General features: G+C 60.2%; 16 protein-coding genes. 14 read left to right on the top strand and 2 right to left on the bottom strand.

Going from position 1 to position 16,980, the window contains the following annotated elements:
- Window positions 1-166: 166 nt before the first annotated feature.
- A complete protein-coding gene (locus JOE39_RS21395; RefSeq protein ID WP_210078310.1) occupies window positions 167-1,531 on the bottom strand; it encodes a formimidoylglutamate deiminase in 1,365 nt (454 codons plus the stop codon).
- Window positions 1,532-1,735: 204 nt separating this feature from the next.
- Here JOE39_RS21395 and hutC point away from each other — a divergent pair, with 204 nt between their 5' ends.
- From hutC to JOE39_RS21365, 6 genes are all read left to right on the top strand, one after another.
- A complete protein-coding gene (gene hutC, locus JOE39_RS21390; protein ID WP_161420743.1) occupies window positions 1,736-2,446 on the top strand; it encodes a histidine utilization repressor in 711 nt (236 codons plus the stop codon).
- Window positions 2,443-3,039 carry a HutD family protein gene (locus JOE39_RS21385; protein WP_032662993.1) on the top strand — a complete coding sequence of 199 codons (597 nt, stop codon included), beginning with the start codon at window positions 2,443-2,445 and terminating at the stop codon, window positions 3,037-3,039. The genes hutC and JOE39_RS21385 overlap by 4 nt, the downstream gene beginning before the upstream one ends.
- Before the next feature lie 49 nt (window positions 3,040-3,088).
- On the top strand, window positions 3,089-4,264 hold the full coding sequence (nhaA, locus tag JOE39_RS21380) for a Na+/H+ antiporter NhaA (RefSeq protein ID WP_210078311.1): 1,176 nt from the start codon (window positions 3,089-3,091) through the stop codon (window positions 4,262-4,264).
- Window positions 4,265-4,369: 105 nt separating this feature from the next.
- Complete coding sequence (locus JOE39_RS21375; protein ID WP_003392415.1) at window positions 4,370-4,903, top strand: DUF3455 domain-containing protein; 534 nt, start codon at window positions 4,370-4,372, stop codon at window positions 4,901-4,903.
- 103 nt (window positions 4,904-5,006) lie between these two features.
- Window positions 5,007-5,573, top strand: coding sequence for a sigma-70 family RNA polymerase sigma factor (locus tag JOE39_RS21370; protein ID WP_210078313.1), 567 nt, complete (start codon window positions 5,007-5,009; stop codon window positions 5,571-5,573).
- Complete coding sequence (locus tag JOE39_RS21365; RefSeq protein WP_003392419.1) at window positions 5,570-6,277, top strand: anti-sigma factor; 708 nt, start codon at window positions 5,570-5,572, stop codon at window positions 6,275-6,277. Before JOE39_RS21370 ends, JOE39_RS21365 begins: the two co-directional genes overlap by 4 nt.
- Window positions 6,278-6,289: 12 nt before the next feature.
- On the opposite strand, the gene epsC is transcribed toward JOE39_RS21365, so the two are convergent.
- Entirely contained in the window at window positions 6,290-7,243 is a 954-nt protein-coding gene (epsC, locus tag JOE39_RS21360; protein WP_003341466.1) for a serine O-acetyltransferase EpsC, read from the bottom strand.
- Between the two features lie 197 nt (window positions 7,244-7,440).
- Here epsC and JOE39_RS21355 point away from each other — a divergent pair, with 197 nt between their 5' ends.
- The 8 genes from JOE39_RS21355 to JOE39_RS21320 all read left to right on the top strand — a co-directional run bounded on the left by JOE39_RS21355 (window position 7,441) and on the right by JOE39_RS21320 (window position 16,466).
- The gene (locus tag JOE39_RS21355) at window positions 7,441-8,439 is read left to right on the top strand and encodes a D-cysteine desulfhydrase (protein ID WP_003317287.1); all 999 of its coding nucleotides are present in this window, start codon (window positions 7,441-7,443) and stop codon (window positions 8,437-8,439) included.
- A gap of 220 nt (window positions 8,440-8,659) precedes the next feature.
- Window positions 8,660-9,457, top strand: a complete 798-nt coding sequence (gene tcyJ / locus JOE39_RS21350) for a cystine ABC transporter substrate-binding protein (protein WP_003317288.1) — start codon at window positions 8,660-8,662, stop codon at window positions 9,455-9,457.
- On the top strand, window positions 9,454-10,122 hold the full coding sequence (tcyL, locus tag JOE39_RS21345; RefSeq protein WP_003341471.1) for a cystine ABC transporter permease: 669 nt from the start codon (window positions 9,454-9,456) through the stop codon (window positions 10,120-10,122). The genes tcyJ and tcyL overlap by 4 nt, the downstream gene beginning before the upstream one ends.
- A gap of 3 nt (window positions 10,123-10,125) precedes the next feature.
- Window positions 10,126-10,869 (top strand): L-cystine ABC transporter ATP-binding protein TcyN, encoded by a 744-nt coding sequence (gene tcyN / locus JOE39_RS21340; RefSeq protein WP_003430230.1) that lies wholly within the window; start codon window positions 10,126-10,128, stop codon window positions 10,867-10,869.
- Window positions 10,870-11,446: 577 nt separating this feature from the next.
- Complete coding sequence (locus JOE39_RS21335) at window positions 11,447-12,166, top strand: hypothetical protein (RefSeq protein WP_003430232.1); 720 nt, start codon at window positions 11,447-11,449, stop codon at window positions 12,164-12,166.
- Window positions 12,167-12,704: 538 nt separating this feature from the next.
- A complete protein-coding gene (locus JOE39_RS21330; RefSeq protein ID WP_235815277.1) occupies window positions 12,705-13,877 on the top strand; it encodes an SfnB family sulfur acquisition oxidoreductase in 1,173 nt (390 codons plus the stop codon).
- A 25-nt stretch (window positions 13,878-13,902) separates the two neighbouring features.
- Entirely contained in the window at window positions 13,903-15,108 is a 1,206-nt protein-coding gene (locus JOE39_RS21325) for an SfnB family sulfur acquisition oxidoreductase (RefSeq protein ID WP_003392430.1), read from the top strand.
- Entirely contained in the window at window positions 15,108-16,466 is a 1,359-nt protein-coding gene (locus JOE39_RS21320) for an LLM class flavin-dependent oxidoreductase (RefSeq protein WP_024649743.1), read from the top strand. The genes JOE39_RS21325 and JOE39_RS21320 overlap by 1 nt, the downstream gene beginning before the upstream one ends.
- The last annotated feature ends 514 nt before the right edge of the window (window positions 16,467-16,980 follow it).

Below are 16,980 nucleotides of genomic sequence, written 5' to 3'. Positions count from 1 at the left end.
TGGCTAAGCCCGGCAGGAGCGAACTTGTTCGCGAAGACGGTCGTTCGAACGATAAATTTCAGAACGCTTTCCGGCCCCTTCGCGAACAAGTTCGCTCCCACGGCCTTCGGCCAGAAGCAGAAGCGGACTCGTGGATAACGCCGAGTGCTCTGCGTCCTCCCTTGCATCAGCCCAGCAACTCCCTCAACACCTGGGCGAACTCGCGGTTGCTTTGTTCTTCTGCGGCGTGTCGCCCCTCGCGTATCACCCATCGTCCGTTGACCGCCACGTCGCGGATCTGCCGATCGCTGCCAGCGAACAGCCAGCGGTTGAGGATGGCGTCGTCCGAAGCCGTGGCGATGTACGGGTCGTTGCCATCCAGCACCAGCCAGTCAGCGCGCTGCCCCACTTGCAGCGTACCCATCTGCTGCCCCAATGCCTGCGCGCCACCGGCGAGTGCAGCGTCGTATAGCGTGCGACCAACCATGGGCTGATCGCTCCGATATAGCCGGTTACGGCGCTGATCGCGCAGACGCTGGCCGTATTCCAGCCAGCGCAGTTCTTCGACCACGCTGAGCGAGACGTGACTGTCCGAACCGATCCCCCAGCGACCGCCCTGAGCAATGTAGTCCACCGCCGGAAAGATCCCGTCGCCGAGGTTGGCTTCAGTGGTCAGGCATAACCCTGCCACCGCGCCGCTTTGCGCCATCAGGGCCACTTCATCCGCCTCGGCATGGGTCGCATGGACCAGGCACCAACGGTTATCCACTGGCGCGTTTTCATACAGCCATTGCAGCGGGCGTCGACCACTCCAGCTCAGGCAGTCATCGACTTCCTTCTGCTGCTCCGCGATATGAATATGCACCGGACACTGCCGGTCACTGGCCGCCAGCACTTCACTGATCTGCTGCGGCGTCACCGCGCGCAATGAGTGGAAGCAAAGACCGAGTTGCTGCGCAGGCTGAGCCGCCAGAACCGGGCGCAGACGAGCCTGCAGATCCAGATAGCTGTCGGTGCTGTGGATAAAACGCCGCTGGCCCTCGTTGGGCGCCTGCCCGCCAAAACCGGAATGGCTGTACAGCACCGGCAGCAAGGTCAGGCCGATACCGACCGAACCGGCTGCCTGGCTGATCTGCAGCGCGAGCTCGGCAGGGTCGGCATAGGGTTTGCCATCGCTGTCCTGATGCACGTAATGAAATTCGGCAACCGAGGTGTAGCCGCCCTTGAGCATCTCGATGTACAGCTGGCGAGCGATAACGCCCAGTTGCTGCGGGCTGATGCGCCCCACCAGGCGATACATCAGGTCGCGCCAGGTCCAGAAACTGTCGTTAGGGTTACCCGCCACTTCCGCCAGCCCGGCCATTGCGCGCTGGAACGCGTGGGAGTGCAGGTTCGGCATGCCAGGCAGTAAAGGCCCGTGAACCTTCTCGGCGCCCTGCTGCTCGGCATTGGCCTCGACGCGGGTCAAAATACCGTCCTGACCGACCTCCAGGCGAACGTTGCTGGCCCAGCCGTCGGAGAGTAACGCGCGCTCGGCAAAGAAGGCTGACATTGACTTCACACCTCATCACTGTAATTTGTATATACATATACAGACGTTTGAGTGACCGGTAAACCGTCTGCATGCTTGCCGAGCAGCTGGTTAATGGTTAGCGTGGACGCTTTGCAGCGTCTGAATGCTCTCGAAAACACCGTCTCGAACAACAAGGACTCCCACGTGTCGACTCCGCCCGCCGCTTCTTCCCTGGCAGCCCAGATGGGCGAAAGTCCTGCACCCTTGTACGCCCGCGTGAAACAGATGATCGCCTTGCAAATCCAGAACGGCACCTGGCCGCCGCACCACCGTGTGCCGTCGGAAAGCGAACTGGTGACGCAACTGGGCTTCAGCCGCATGACTATAAACCGGGCACTGCGCGAGCTGACCGCCGAGGGCCTGCTGGTACGCATGCAGGGCGTCGGCACCTTTGTCGCCGAACCCAAGAGCCAGTCGGCGCTGTTCGAAGTGCACAACATTGCCGACGAGATCGCCGCGCGTGGCCATCGCCATACCTGCAAGGTTATGGTCCTCAAGGAGGAAGCCGCTGGCTCCGAGCGCGCCCTGGCGCTGGACATGCGTGAAGGCCAGCGGGTCTTCCACTCGTTGATCGTGCATTACGAGAACGACATCCCGGTGCAGATCGAGGACCGCTTCGTGAACGCCCAGGTCGCTCCGGACTACCTCCGGCAGGACTTTACCCTGCAGACGCCTTACGCCTACCTCTCGCAGGTTGCGCCGCTCACCGAAGGCGAGCATGTGGTCGAGGCGATTCTCGCCGAAGCCGATGAATGCAGGCTGTTGCAGATAGAGGCGGGAGAACCCTGCCTGCTGATTCGCCGCCGTACCTGGTCAGGCCGTCAGCCGGTCACCGCCGCGCGCCTGATCCACCCCGGCTCCCGCCATCGCCTGGAAGGACGCTTTACCAAATGAGCCAGACCCGCATTTTGCGCGCCGTCGACTACCCGCGCATGCCGTGGAAGAACGGCGGAGGCAGCACCGAAGAAATCGCTCGCGACGCAGGCCAGGACCTGGACGGCTTCGGCTGGCGGCTGTCGATTGCCGACATCGAAACCTCGGGCGATTTTTCGGTGTTTGCCGGTTATCAGCGCATCATCACGGTCCTTCAGGGCGCGGGCATGACGCTGGACGTGGATGGGCTGAGCAGTCGTCCGCTGCTGCCATCGGACCCGTTTGCATTCAGCGGTGACAGCCAGGTCAGTTGCACCTTGCTGGACGGGCCGATTCGCGATTTCAACCTGATTTATGCCCCACACCGCTATACTGCACGCCTGCACTGGATAGACGTGCGGCACCCGCAACGCCTGTTCAGTTCAGCCAGCACCCTGGTGCTGTTCAGCATGGCCGAGCAAGTGGCGATCAGCGTCGACAGTCAGCCGTGGGAAGTCCTCGGCAAACACGATTGCGCTCAGGTGGACAACGCTGGCGGTCTGCTTGAAGTCGAACTGCAATCACCTCGCGCCAGCCGTTGCTGCCTGATCGAGCTCACCGCCACAGGCCAGTAAGCGCTTATCTGCACATCTGATAAAAACAGCTTTTCGTTCAAGGACGACCATGAATCAAGTTCCGAACCGGGAAACGCCCAGAGGCATTGCCATCCTCGCCAGCTTCCTCGCCTCCGAATCAGCCGGCGGCATCGTGTTGATGGCCGCTGCGCTGGCGGCATTGATCGTTGCCAACTCGCCTCTGTCTGCCGGCTATTTCTCGATCCTGCACAGCGTCTGGCTGGGCCTGTCGGTCGAGCTGTGGATCAACGACGGGCTGATGGCGATCTTCTTCCTGATGGTCGGCCTGGAGATCAAACGTGAAGTCCTCGCCGGTGGTCTGGCGACCTGGGGGCAACGCGCCCTGCCCGGCTTTGCAGCCGCAGGCGGCATGCTGGTGCCTGCGCTGATCTATATCGCGATCAATTGGGGCAATCCGCAGACCCTGAGCGGCTGGGCGATCCCGGCAGCCACCGACATCGCCTTCGCCCTCGGCGTGCTGTCGCTGCTGGGCAATCGGGTGCCGACCTCGCTGAAGGTGTTTCTGGCCGCGCTGGCGATCCTCGACGATCTGGGCGCCGTGACGATCATCGCCTTCTTCTACAGCTCCGGTCTGAACCTGCCGATGCTGGCCGCCGCCTTCGTGACGCTGGCGGTGCTGATCGTCATGAATCGTTTGAACGTGCGCCGTCTGCTGCCTTATCTGCTGCTCGGCGCGCTGCTGTGGTTCTTCGTACTGCAATCGGGCGTACACGCCACACTGGCCGGTGTCGCGTTGGCGCTGTGCATCCCGATGGGCAAGCCCGAGGAAGAAGCCCGCTCGCCGCTGCTGTTCCTCGAAGAAAAGATGCACTACTGGGTGGCCTTCGCCGTGGTGCCGATCTTTGGTTTTGCCAATGCGGGCGTGTCGCTGTCCGGCATTACCCTGGGCAACCTGGTCGATCCTGTGCCACTGGGCGTTGCGCTGGGGCTGTTCGTGGGCAAGCAGATCGGCGTGTTTCTCGCCGCCGTGCTGGCCATCCGCGCCGGGCTGGCAGTATTGCCGGAGGGCAGCAACTGGGTGCAGCTGTACGGCGTGGCGATTCTGTGCGGCATCGGTTTCACCATGAGCCTGTTCATCGGCAACCTGGCGTTCCCCGGCTCGCAACACCTGATCGACGAGGTGAAGGTCGGCGTACTGATCGGCTCGGGTCTGGCCGCAATTGCCGGAATTGTGCTGCTGCGCAGCCGTTTCAGTCGGGCCTGAAAAAATATTTTCAAATCACTGCATCCAGATGGGTTTCTCGCGGGTAGTACATTCAGCAGCCACTTCGAGTTGCTGAGCGCGGTCAAACCTTCTGGAGATTTCTGCATGAACGCAAAACGCTTGCTCTGCCTTGCTGGTACCACTCTGGCCTTCACTTGCCTGTCGTCTGTTGCCATGGCTCAGACCGATCTCCCCGAAAGCGTCCGTGTGCCGGCTGGCAACAAGGTCGGCATGCAAACCACCGGGGTGGGCGAGATCACCTACGAGTGCCGCGCCAAGGCCAACATGCCCAATGAGATGGAGTGGGCGTTCGTCGGCCCTAAAGCGGTGCTCAACGACAAGAGCGGCAAGCAGGTCGGCACCTACTACGGCCCGCCTGCTACCTGGGAAGCCAAAGACGGTTCCAAAATAACCGGCACCCAGGTTGCCGTGGCCCCTTCGAGCACTGGCAACCTGCCGTACCAACTGGTCAAGGCCAACCCGGCCGAAGGCAAGGGCGCAATGACCGGCGTGACGTACATTCAGCGTGTGGCCCTGAAAGGCGGCGTTGCCCCGGCCAAAGCCTGCGCAGAGAGCAACAAGGGCGCGAAGGAAGTGGTCAAGTATCAGGCCGACTACTTGTTCTGGACCGCAAGCTGATAGCCATCACTAACCGGGTGACCGCTCAGCATTAAGCTATGCTGCTGGGCGGGAGCCTCGTGATATCAACGAGGCAGCAGTCTTCCATTGATGGCGGATCATCTTGTCTTCGCACGAATCTCTCTTTGATTACGAAGCCACGTTGCAGGCCTGCGCTCGCGGTGAAAAGCAGGCCTTGCAGCGTCTCTATCAACAGGAAAGCGCCCGGTTGCTCGGCGTCGTTCAGCGCTTGGTGCGTGACCGCGCGCTGGCCGAAGACATCGTGCATGACGCGTTCCTGAAAATCTGGTCCCACGCGGCCAGCTTCGATGCCTCGCGTGGTTCGGCACGTGGCTGGATCTTCAGCGTGACCCGCCACCTGGCGCTCAACACGTTGCGCAACACGGCTCGCGAGGTGCGTGTCGAAGACGACGGCAGTGAAGATCATCAGGAACAGGCGACACTGGAAGGCTGGCAGGAAATCGGCGATGCCTTCGATTGGCGGGTCAATCCAGGACGGATTACTTCATGCATGGAGCAACTGGAACCAGTAAGACGAAACTGTATTTTTCACGCTTACGTAGACGGTTATTCGCATCAGGAAATCGCGCAGAAAATTGGCGCGCCATTGGGTACGGTCAAAGCCTGGATCAAGCGCAGCCTGACGGCTTTGCGGGAGTGCATGGGATGACCCGGCCTTTAGACGACAACATTCATGAGTTGGCTGGCGAGTATGTACTCGGCACGCTCTCGGCGCAGAAGCGGCTCGACGTACAGCGTCGCCTGTCGCGCGAGCCCGACCTGCAGGCTGCCGTCAATGCCTGGGAGCAGCGTCTGCTGCCCCTGACCGAGCTGGCCGAACCGGTGACGCCATCGCCTGGCCTGTGGGATCGCATCGAACGTAACCTGCTGGACATGACCACGCCTGCCAGCACGCCGCAAAAACCGCGCGTTCGCTGGTGGGACAACCTGTCGATCTGGCGCGGCCTCGCCGGAGCAGGCCTGGCTGCTTCGCTGGTACTGGGCATGACGCTGCTGACCCGCGCACCGGCGCAACCGTCTTATCTGGTGGTCCTCGTAGGACCGCAGGACAAGGCTCCCGGCTGGGTCGTGCAGGCCAGTAACTCGCAGGAAATACAGCTTATCCCGCTGGGGGTGTTCGAGGTTCCGGCCGACAGGGCGCTGGAGTTCTGGACCAAGGGTGACGACTGGCAAGGCCCGGTTTCGCTTGGCCTGGTCAAGCCAGGAGAGAGCCTGCATGTGCCGCTGGATAAACTGCCGCCGCTGCAACCCAATCAGCTGTTCGAGCTGACACTGGAGAAATCCACTGGCTCGCCAATCGGCAAACCCACCGGGCCGATTCAGTTCATCGGCCGGGCGGTGAAGGTGATCTGACGCAAAGGCAGATTACTTGCGGCTGCAGTCGTCCTGTTGCAGCAGGTTGGCCTGGGTCAGGTTGCAGTCTGCCGGTACGCTGCGCGTCAGCCAGACATTACCGCCGATTGTAGAACCTTTGCCGATGGTGATACGCCCCAGAATCGTCGCGCCAGCGTAGATCACCACGTCGTCTTCAACGATCGGATGCCGTGCATGACCTTTCTGCAACTGGCCGTCCTCGTCCGACGGGAAGCGCTTGGCGCCCAGGGTTACGGCCTGATAAATCCGCACCCGCTCGCCGATGATCGCGGTTTCGCCAATGACCACGCCTGTTCCGTGATCGATGAAAAAGCTCGGGCCGATCTGCGCACCCGGATGAATATCGATACCGGTCGCTGAATGAGCGATTTCCGAACTGATACGCGCCAGCAACGGCAAACCGGCGCGATACAGATAATGCGCCAGCCGATGGTGGATCACCGCCAGAATGCCGGGATAGCACAGCAGCACTTCATCGACACTGCGCGCCGCAGGGTCGCCGTGATAGGCAGCCAGCACGTCGGTGTCCAGCAGCAGACGAATACCGGGCAGGGCCATGGCGAAACCCTGGATCAGCTCCAGCGCTCGCGCATCGATGCTGTTCAGGTCACCACCCTGCTGATGGGCCACGTAGCGCAATTCAAGCCGGGCCTGGGCCAGCAGCGCATTGAGCGCCACATCGAGCGTATGGCCGACATAGAAGTCCTCGCTTTCCTCACGCAGGTCCACCGGGCCCAGGCGCATCGGGAACAGTGCACCGCTCAAGGCCTCAAGAATCTCGCCCATGGCCGCACGCGAAGGCAGCTCACGTCCACCGTGCTCACCGCTCACCCGCCTGTTGCGAGCCCGCCAGTCTTCACGCGCGCCACGCAACTGGCTGACGATGCGCTGCAACTGCCAATGGCTGGAGCGGCCGTCGGCGGACGCTTCTGGAATATCGCTCACGCTTGACTCTCCTTGATGTGACGGGTGGCGACCGACAGTAAGGGCCGCTGCTGTTACCACTCTACGGCAAACATTCAGACGAAAAAAACAACAATTTCTGTCGGAATACGCGAAGAGCGCCGGGCGCACAGATAAGTTGCCGTGCGAGAAACGTCTGCCTATAGTCCGGTGACTCTTTACACGGCTTATCGACGACCATGATCAAAAATCAGCTTGCCCGCTTCAATCGCCTGGACCTGATCAGCGCGCCAACGGCTCTGGAAAAGCTCGAGCGCCTGTCGGTCTGGGCAGATCGTGATATCTACATCAAGCGAGATGACACCACCACGCTGGCCCTGGGCGGCAACAAGGTGCGCAAACTCGAGTACCTGGCCGCCGATGCGCTGGCCCAAGGTGCCGACACACTGATCACCGCCGGCGCCATCCAGTCCAATCATGTCCGCCAGACCGCTGCACTGGCCGCGCGCCTGGGCCTTGGCTGTGTGGCGCTGCTGGAAAACCCTATCGGCACCGAAGACCCCAGTTACCTGAAAAACGGCAATCGCCTGCTACTGGAGCTGTTCGATGCCAAGGTAGAGCTGGTGGAAAACCTCGACAACGCCGACGAGCAACTCCAGGCCCTGGCTGCGCGCCTGAGTTCCAGCGGCAAAAAGCCTTATCTGGTCCCCATCGGCGGCTCAAGCCCGGTAGGTGCGCTGGGTTATGTGCGCGCCGGGCTGGAACTGGCCGAGCAGATCAAACAGACCGGTATCGATTTTGCGGCTGTCGTTCTGGCCTCCGGCAGTGCCGGCACGCACAGTGGTCTGGCGTTGGCACTGGCTCACGAACTGCCGCAATTGCCGGTCATCGGCGTGACCGTATCGCGCAGTGAAGAAGCACAGCTGCCCAAGGTGCAGGGCCTGGCCGAGCGCACCGCAGAGTTGCTCGGCGTTGCGCTGCCTGAACACTTCAAGGTCGAACTGTGGGATGAGTATTTCGCCCCACGGTACGGCGAACCGAACGCCGGCACGCTGTCAGCCATTAAGCTGGTGGCCAGCCACGAAGGGCTGTTGCTCGACCCGGTTTATACCGGCAAGGCCATGTCCGGGCTGCTCGATGGCATTGGCCGTCAACGCTTCAACGACGGCCCGCTGATCTTCCTGCACACCGGAGGTGCGCCAGCGCTGTTTGCCTATCCGGATGCGTTCGACCAGTGACGTTCTAGCCCACGCGGCTTTTATGCCTTTCCAGAGTGAAAATATTTTTTTTTGTTATTTTTCCTCATAAGCAGATGGCTATATAGTCGCGCCCGACAGACCACAACGCTTAACCTTACACCTGACGTAACTGCCTGAAAAAAAGCTGAATAATCAGCACGAAGTTGCTCGAGTCGGGTCAGAAAATGGCCAGACACTTCCATACCAACAAGGGGCTCGCATGAACATTTCCGCTATTCGTCGTACGTTTCTTTTCTCGGCAATGGGCTTGATGCTCGGTGCCGGTATCGCCGGGCAAGCCATGGCTGGCGAGCAACTGCAGAAAATCAAGGACAGCGGTACGCTCAATGTCGGCCTGGAAGGCACTTACCCGCCGTTCAGCTTTGTGGATGAGAGCGGCAAGCTCACCGGCTTCGAAGTCGAGTTTTCCGAAGCGCTGGCCAAGGAACTGGGTGTGAAGGCCAAGATCCAGCCGTCGAAATGGGATGGCATCCTGGCCGCTCTGGATTCCAAGCGTCTGGACGTGGTGATCAACCAGGTGACCATTTCCGACGAGCGCAAGAAGAAGTACGACTTCTCCGAGCCCTACACCGTGTCCGGTATTCAGGCGCTGGTTTTGAAGAAGAACGAAGACGCGATCAAGTCCGCCAAAGACCTGACGGGTAAAAAGGTCGGTGTGGGTTTGGGCACCAACTACGAGGAATGGCTCAAGGCAAACGTTCCAGGCGCAATCGTCAAAACCTATGACGATGACCCGAGCAAGATCCAGGACCTGAGTGTCGGTCGTATTGATGCGATCCTCGTTGACCGTCTGGCCGCTCTGGAAATGGCTGCCAAGACAAAAAACAAACTCGTCCCGGCGGGCGACGCATTCTCCCGCCAGGAGTCGGGCATTGCCCTGCGTAAAGGCGAGCCTGAATTGCTGGCGGCCATCGACAAGGCCATCGACAAGCTGCGTGCGGACGGTACGCTGAAGAAATTGTCGGAAAAGTACTTCAACGCTGACGTCACCAAATGATTGAAGAGAGCCTTCAGCTCGCGCTGGACTCCGCGCCCTTCCTGCTCAAGGGCGCGTACTACACGGTTTTCCTCAGTATTGGCGGGATGTTTTTCGGTTTGCTGCTGGGCTTCGGTCTGGCGTTGATGCGCCTCTCGCGTATCAAACCAGTGAACTGGATAGCGCGTATCTACGTGTCGTTCTTTCGTGGCACGCCCTTGCTGGTGCAGCTGTTCGTGATTTATTACGGCCTGCCGGAGCTGGGTATCCAGCTCGAACCGCTGAGCGCCGCACTGATCGGTTTTTCCCTGAACATGGCCGCCTACGCCTGCGAAATCCTGCGCGCGGCCATCAGTTCGGTGGAGCGCGGCCAGTGGGAGGCAGCGGCCAGTATCGGCATGACCCGCTGGCAGACCATGCGTCGGGCGATCCTCCCGCAGGCAGCACGTACCGCATTGCCGCCACTGGGCAACAGCTTTATCTCGCTGGTCAAGGACACGGCGCTGGCAGCCACCATCCAGGTCCCGGAGCTGTTCCGTCAGGCGCAGTTGATCACCGCACGCACCTTCGAAATATTCACCATGTACCTGGCCGCTGCACTGATCTACTGGATCCTTGCAACGGCGCTCTCGCACCTGCAAAACAAGCTGGAAGCCAGGGTCAACCGGCACGATCTGGAGACCTGACACATGATAGTGGTTGAAAAACTCACCAAGGCATTCAAAGGCAATGAGGTGCTCAAGGGCATCGATCTGCGTATCGAAGCCGGGGAGGTGGTGGCCATCATCGGGCCCAGCGGCTCGGGCAAGACCACCCTGCTGCGCTGCCTGAACCTGCTGGAAACCCCTGACAGTGGCAGCATCAAGGTCGGTGACATCGAGATTGATGGCACTCGCTCCATGAACCAGCAGCAGGGGTTGATCCGCCAGTTGCGTCAGCAGGTCGGGTTCGTGTTTCAGAACTTCAATCTGTTTCCGCATCGCACCGCACTGGAAAATGTCATCGAAGGCCCGGTGGTGGTCAAGAAGGTGGCCCGCGAAGCCGCCGAGGCGCTGGGCAGAAAGCTGCTCGCCAAGGTAGGCCTGAGCGGCAAGGAAGACGCTTACCCGCGACGCCTTTCCGGCGGGCAGCAACAGCGCGTGGCGATTGCACGGGCGCTGGCGATGGAGCCGCAAGTGATCCTGTTCGACGAGCCGACCTCGGCCCTGGACCCGGAGCTGGTCGGCGAGGTGCTGACCACCATTCGCGCTCTGGCTGAAGAGAACCGCACCATGGTCATCGTCACTCACGAGATGAGCTTTGCCCGGGACGTCGCCAACCGGGTGATCTTCATCGACAAGGGAGTGATCGTGGAGCAAGGCGAAGCCAAAGCGCTGTTTGCCAACCCGAAAGAAGAACGCACAAGGCAGTTTCTTGAGCGTACCCGCTCCTGATCAGGAAGATCAGCCTGCGCAAAAAGCAGCGTGTATTCAGTCGCGCTGCTTTTTTCTTACATTTCTGGAAGGATTGATCGTTCAATATCCTTGCTGAATTCCCGCGTAATTTTCCGAAAAATCATCGAAATAATAAAATTAGCGTACGTCCGTTCTGCGCCCTGATCCGTAGCCGGCTGCGCCGTTGCGTGCCCGTCTTGCCAGACATTCCCTTACAGCCTTAATCCCGTCGGTTACAGCCTGTTGCCATTGATACTTTGTGGTAGGACAGTTGTTTAGTGAGGAGTCAACGGTTCCAAACATACAGCGTAGGAAGTATCCGGTTTTCAAGTAAACAAGCCTTAAATGCACTTCGCACATTGACAAGTGCCCGCAAAGCCCATTAGCTCACCTACTTCACTCATTCCAGTGAGGCAGCAAAGTTTCAAGTACACAATTCATACCGTTTGTAATGTTTGCCATAACTTGGATATTTAAGGTACTTATCCCCCTGCCTGAACCGCACACTTTATTACTTGAACATGACAACTTATGACGATTCTTTACTTGAACTATTGATTATCAGGAGCACCCCGACATGAATCAAAGCACTTGCAACGCCCACCCCCTGAGCTTGCCGATCCCTTCTGTACCGCTGGCGAGCCGGCATGGCATAGGCGTGAGGAACGCCTCTCAACTCGTTGTTCATGTTGATCCCTACGGCAGCATGGAAGAAGGCGATCTGATCGAACTGTTTTGGGACGGTTGTTACGTCGCGTCAACAATTTTGAAGGCATCCGACGTCGGCAAGCCGGTCATCCTACGTGTGCCGGAAAGCTTTCTGCAGAATGGCAAGGCGAGAACCTACTACCGGGTCATGAAGATAGGCGGAGTACCCGTGACCTCGCCCTGCCGCAAGCTATGGGTCAAGCTCAACGCACCGGGAGGACAGCTGGTCAGCGCCAATACGGAAGAAAACCAGGGGCTGGCGCCACTCTATGTGGCGCCATCGGTCATACGCCACGGCCTTTCGCGCAGACACCTGGAGGGCGGCTTGCCGATGACCATCGAGCCTTATCTGAACATGGCTGTTCACGACGAGATCACCATACGTTGGGGCGATCTGCGTATGGACCTGCCGCCGCTCACCGCCGACGATGTCGGTGAGCCGGTCGATTTGGTTGTACCGCCTGAGTTGATACGCGAAGGCGGAGACGAGCAACGGCTGGAAGTGAGTTACTGTGTCATCGACCGGGTGGGCAACAACTCGCTTTGGGCACCGCCCCGGATAATAAAGATCCAACCGCTGGGGCATTGAATACCTGACGACGGCCAGTCGGATAAACCGCGTCACTCCACGATACTGTTCAATGGACAGCACCGCACGGAACACTCTAAAAACGCAGCGTTATTTATTCACGCTCACTACGTGTATTAAACATTGGCCACGCGGGTAAGAAAGTTCAACGTCGCTTCGGCATACGCCATGTTTCATCCACACTTGCTTCTGCGCAGGCGTCTAACAGGTTGTGTTACGCAAGGTGAGTACATAAACGGGCATTGGCGACTGACAATAACCATCTATGCTTATTCCAAAAAGCACGTTTTAAAAAATTTTATACGCGCTTAGGGTATATGCACCGGACCACCGGACATCGTGATGTTTTCCAGCCGCACCTGATGCGGTCTACTGCTACGAGGTTCCGATGGTCCCTTTCACAACTACCCCTGTGGACAAACCCAGGGTCGTATCGATTGACGGTGAGCGACGCGAGTCTGATCCGGCAACGGTAGCGACCCACCGCGTCGAGGCTCCACAAGAACCTGACGTTGCCCCCCGCCTGCTGAAGGCAACCGTGTTGCAAAACGACGCGCAAGCCATTGCAGCAGCCCACGACCTGGCGGCGGCCGCGCAGATCAATGCCGCCAATCGCGACAGACAACGCGCCTTGCCATGGGCTGAAATCGAACAGTTCACCCGCAGTGGACTGGGCAGTATTTCCATCCCGCGCACGTACGGCGGCCCGCAAGTGTCGTTCGTCACGGTAGCCGAAGTCTTCAGGATCATTTCTGCTGCCGACCCGGCACTGGGACAGATTCCGCAAAACCAGTTCGGCATTCTGCACTTGCTGCAGAGCAGCGCCACCGAGCAGCAGAAGAAAACGCTGTTCCAGAGCGTGCTGAACGGTTGGCGCATCGGCAACGCAGGGCCCGAGCGTGGCACCAAAAATACCCTGGAACTCAAGGCACGGATCACCACCAACGGTGACCGTCTGAGCATCACCGGACAGAAGTTCTACTCCACGGGTGCGTTGTTCGCACATTGGGTTGCGGTCAAGGCGCTGGATGACCAGGGGCGGCAGATAATGGCCTTTGTCCAGCGTGGCACTCCGGGACTGCGCATCGTTGATGACTGGTCGGGCTTTGGCCAGCGCACCACCGCCAGCGGCACGGTACTGCTCGACAACGTGCCGGTGGACGCTGCGCTGGTGGTCGATAACTGGCGCCTGTCACTGACGCCGAACATTCAGGGCGCGGTTTCGCAACTGATCCAGGCCGCGATCGACGCGGGTATTGCGCGCGGCGCCATCGACGATGCGATTGCTTTTGTACGCGAGAAATCCCGTCCATGGATCGACGCCAACGTCGAGCGCGCCAGCGATGACCTTTACGTGATCGCCGACATCGGCAAGCTGAAACTCGAACTGCACGCGGCAGAAGCCCTGCTGCGCAAGGCGGGCCAGGAGCTCGACGAGATCAGCGCTGCGCCTATCGATGAGCACTCGGCAGCCCGCGCCTCCATCGCGGTGGCGCGAGCCAAGGTACTGACCACCGAGATCTCGCTGCTGGCCAGCGAGAAGCTGTTCGAACTGGCAGGCAGCCGCGCGACATTGGCCGAGTTCAATCTTGATCGCCACTGGCGCAACGCGCGGGTCCACACCCTGCATGACCCGGTGCGCTGGAAATACCACGCGGTCGGCACCTGGCATTTGAACGGCACCCTGCCTGCTCGCCATTCCTGGATCTGAACCAGACCACTGGAGAAACCCCTTCATGAGTTCCAACCCAAAAGCGCGCGATAACGCGGCGCTGATCACCAGTGACGCTCAGGCCCTGCATGTAGCCCGCGAACTGGCCCTGCAATTGAAAACCGACAGCGCACATCGCGATCGCGAGCGCCGTTTGCCGCATGCCGAACTCGAGCTGTTCAGCCAGTCCGGTCTGTGGGGCATCAGTGTGCCGCAAGCCTTTGGCGGCGCGGGTGTTTCCAACATCACCCTGGCCAAGGTGATCCAGCTGATTTCCGAAGCCGATGGCTCGCTGGGCCAGATTCCACAAAACCATTTTTACGCTCTGGAAGTGCTGCGTGTGAACGGCAGTCCGGAACAACAGGCGCGCTTGTACGCCGAGGCACTGGCGGGCGTACGCTTCGGCAATGCGCTGGCCGAACTGGGGACCAGAACCGCACATGACCGCACCACTCGCCTGAGCCGCGACGGAGACGGTTATCGCATCAACGGCCGCAAGTTCTACGCCACCGGCGCGCTGTATGCGCAACGTATTCCCACCTCGGTCGTTGACGACGAGGGTGTGCAGCAACTGGTGTTCGTGCCGCACGACAGCGAGGGTCTCAGTGTCATCGACGACTGGAGCGGTTTCGGGCAGCGCACTACGGGCAGCGGCTCGGTGGTGTTCGACAATGTGTATGTCAGCGCCCGCGATGTCGTGCCGTTCCAGAGCGCCTTCCAGCGCCCCACCACGGTCGGGCCGCTGGCGCAGATTCTCCACGCCGCGATCGACACCGGTATTGCCCGTGCTGCCTTCGAGGACGCCCTGGCGTTCGTGCAGACGCGTACCCGGCCATGGATCGATTCGGGTATCGAAAAGGCTGTGGACGACCCGTTGACGCTGCACAGTTTCGGCAGGTTGGGTATTCGCCTGCATGCCGCCGAAGCACTGCTCGAGCGCGCTGGTGAGTTTCTGGATGTCGCTCAGGCCGACAGCAATGCCGATACTGTCGCCGCCGCGTCGATCGCCGTGGCCGAAGCACGCGCCATCAGCACGGAGATTTCCCTGGCAGCTGGCAGCACGCTGTTCGAACTGGCGGGCAGTCAATCCACGCTGGCCGAACACGGCCTGGATCGCCACTGGCGCAATGCGCGCGTTCATACGCTGCACGACCCGGTACGCTGGAAGTTTCATGCCATCGGCAATTACTACCTCAACGACACTAATCCTCCCTTGCGAGGGACGATCTGATGGCGCGTAAAAAGATCCTCCTCAACGCGTTCAACATGAACTGCATCGGCCATATCAACCATGGCCTGTGGACCCATCCACGGGACACCTCGACGCAATTCAACAGCCTGGAATACTGGACTGACCTGGCGAAACTGCTGGAACGCGGACTGTTCGACGGCCTGTTCATCGCCGACATCGTGGGCGTGTATGACGTCTATCAGAACTCGGTGGACGTCACCCTCAAGGAGGCGATCCAGTTGCCGGTCAACGATCCGCTGCTGCTGGTCTCGGCCATGGCCGGGGTCACCAGACATCTGGGCTTCGGCCTGACCGCCAATCTGACCTACGACGCGCCCTATCTGTTTGCCAGGCGCATGTCGACGCTGGATCACCTGAGCCGTGGCCGGGTGGGCTGGAACATCGTCACCGGCTACCTCGACAGCGCGGCGCGGGCCATGGGCCTCAGCGAGCAGAACGAACATGACCGCCGTTACGATCAGGCCGACGAGTACCTGGAGGTGCTGTACAAGCTCTGGGAAGGCAGTTGGGAAGACGATGCCGTGATCAACGACCGCGAACAGCGCGTCTACGCCCAGCCGGGCAAGGTCCACAAGGTCAGGCATCAGGGCGAGTTCTATCAGGTCGAGGGTTATCACCTCTGCGAGCCGTCGCCGCAACGCACGCCGGTGCTGTTTCAGGCCGGCAGTTCGGAGCGCGGCCTGCAGTTTGCCGGACAGAACGCCGAATGCGTGTTCATCAGCGGGCAGAACAAGGCAGCGACCCGCGAGCAGGTCGACAAGGTGCGCGCCAGTGCCGTGCAGGCCGGGCGCAATCCGGAGGACATCAAGGTGTTCATGGGCCTGAACGTGATCGTCGCGGCCACCGAAGCACTGGCTCGGGAGAAACACGCCGAATACCGCCGCCATGCCAGCGCCGAAGCCGGCGTGGCGCACTTCGCAGCCTCGACGGGCATCGATTTTTCCCGATACGAACTGGACGAACCCATTCAGTACGTGAAAAACAACGCGATTCAGTCCGCGACCAAAAACCTGAAAAACAACGACTGGACGCGCCAGAAACTGCTCGACCAGCACGCCTTGGGCGGCCGCTACATCACCTTGATCGGCTCGCCCGAACAGGTCGCCGACGAACTGGAATCCTGGATCGAGGAAACCGGCCTGGACGGCTTCAACCTGACCCGCATCGTCACCCCGGAAAGTTACGAGGATTTCATTGACCTGGTGATCCCGGAGCTGCAACGCCGGGGCTCATACAAGACCGCTTACCAGGACGGCAGCTTGCGCAAAAAACTGTTTCCGCAAGGCACCGACCGTTTACCGCAACGGCATGCGGGGGCGGCACACCGACATATTTGATGAAGACATGCGCCCCACGCCAAAGCGCTTGGCGTTGTACACAAATCTTGTGGGAGCGAGCTTGCTCGCGAAAGCGATTGTCCAGACGCCCTGTTTTCTGTGGCTGCACTGGCCTCTTCGCGAGCAAGCTCGCTCCCACAGGACAGATGTGCTGCCGAGGACGGCACACCGGCATATTTGATGACGACATGCGCCCCAACGCTGAAGCGCTTGGCGTTGTACACAAATCTTGCTCGCGAAAGCGATTGTCCAGACGCCCTGTTTTTTGTGTCTGCACTGGCCTCTTCGCGAGCAAGCTCGCTCCCACAGGACCGAGGCGCTGCCGGGGACGGCACGCCGCCGTATTTGATGACGACATGCGCCCCCCCGCTGAAGCGCTTGGCGTTGTACGCAGGCTTTGTGGGAGCGAGCTTGCTCGCGAAAGCGATTGTCCAGACGCCCTGTTTTCTGTGGCTACACTGGCCTCTTCGCGAGCAAGCTCGCTCCCACAGGACCGATGCGCTGCCGGAGACGG

The organism is Pseudomonas sp. PvP100 (assembly GCF_017833055.1).
Lineage (GTDB): Bacteria > Pseudomonadota > Gammaproteobacteria > Pseudomonadales > Pseudomonadaceae > Aquipseudomonas > Aquipseudomonas syringae.
The sequence above is the reverse complement of the archived record's forward strand: the minus strand, read 5'-3'. Positions and strand labels throughout refer to the sequence as shown.

Excerpts from the sequence above, each read along its gene's own strand:
- nhaA (WP_210078311.1), top strand. The coding sequence starts at position 3,089 with ATGAATCAAGTTCCGAACCGGGAAACGCCCAGAGGCATTGCCATCCTC.
- JOE39_RS21335 (WP_003430232.1), top strand. The coding sequence starts at position 11,447 with ATGAATCAAAGCACTTGCAACGCCCACCCCCTGAGCTTGCCGATCCCT.
- tcyJ (WP_003317288.1), top strand. The coding sequence starts at position 8,660 with ATGAACATTTCCGCTATTCGTCGTACGTTTCTTTTCTCGGCAATGGGC.
- hutC (WP_161420743.1), top strand. The coding sequence starts at position 1,736 with ATGGGCGAAAGTCCTGCACCCTTGTACGCCCGCGTGAAACAGATGATC.
- JOE39_RS21365 (WP_003392419.1), top strand. The coding sequence starts at position 5,570 with ATGACCCGGCCTTTAGACGACAACATTCATGAGTTGGCTGGCGAGTAT.
- tcyN (WP_003430230.1), top strand. The coding sequence starts at position 10,126 with ATGATAGTGGTTGAAAAACTCACCAAGGCATTCAAAGGCAATGAGGTG.
- tcyL (WP_003341471.1), top strand. The coding sequence starts at position 9,454 with ATGATTGAAGAGAGCCTTCAGCTCGCGCTGGACTCCGCGCCCTTCCTG.
- JOE39_RS21385 (WP_032662993.1), top strand. The coding sequence starts at position 2,443 with ATGAGCCAGACCCGCATTTTGCGCGCCGTCGACTACCCGCGCATGCCG.
- JOE39_RS21375 (WP_003392415.1), top strand. The coding sequence starts at position 4,370 with ATGAACGCAAAACGCTTGCTCTGCCTTGCTGGTACCACTCTGGCCTTC.
- JOE39_RS21395 (WP_210078310.1), bottom strand. The coding sequence starts at position 1,531 with ATGTCAGCCTTCTTTGCCGAGCGCGCGTTACTCTCCGACGGCTGGGCC.
- JOE39_RS21355 (WP_003317287.1), top strand. The coding sequence starts at position 7,441 with ATGATCAAAAATCAGCTTGCCCGCTTCAATCGCCTGGACCTGATCAGC.
- JOE39_RS21325 (WP_003392430.1), top strand. The coding sequence starts at position 13,903 with ATGAGTTCCAACCCAAAAGCGCGCGATAACGCGGCGCTGATCACCAGT.
- JOE39_RS21320 (WP_024649743.1), top strand. The coding sequence starts at position 15,108 with ATGGCGCGTAAAAAGATCCTCCTCAACGCGTTCAACATGAACTGCATC.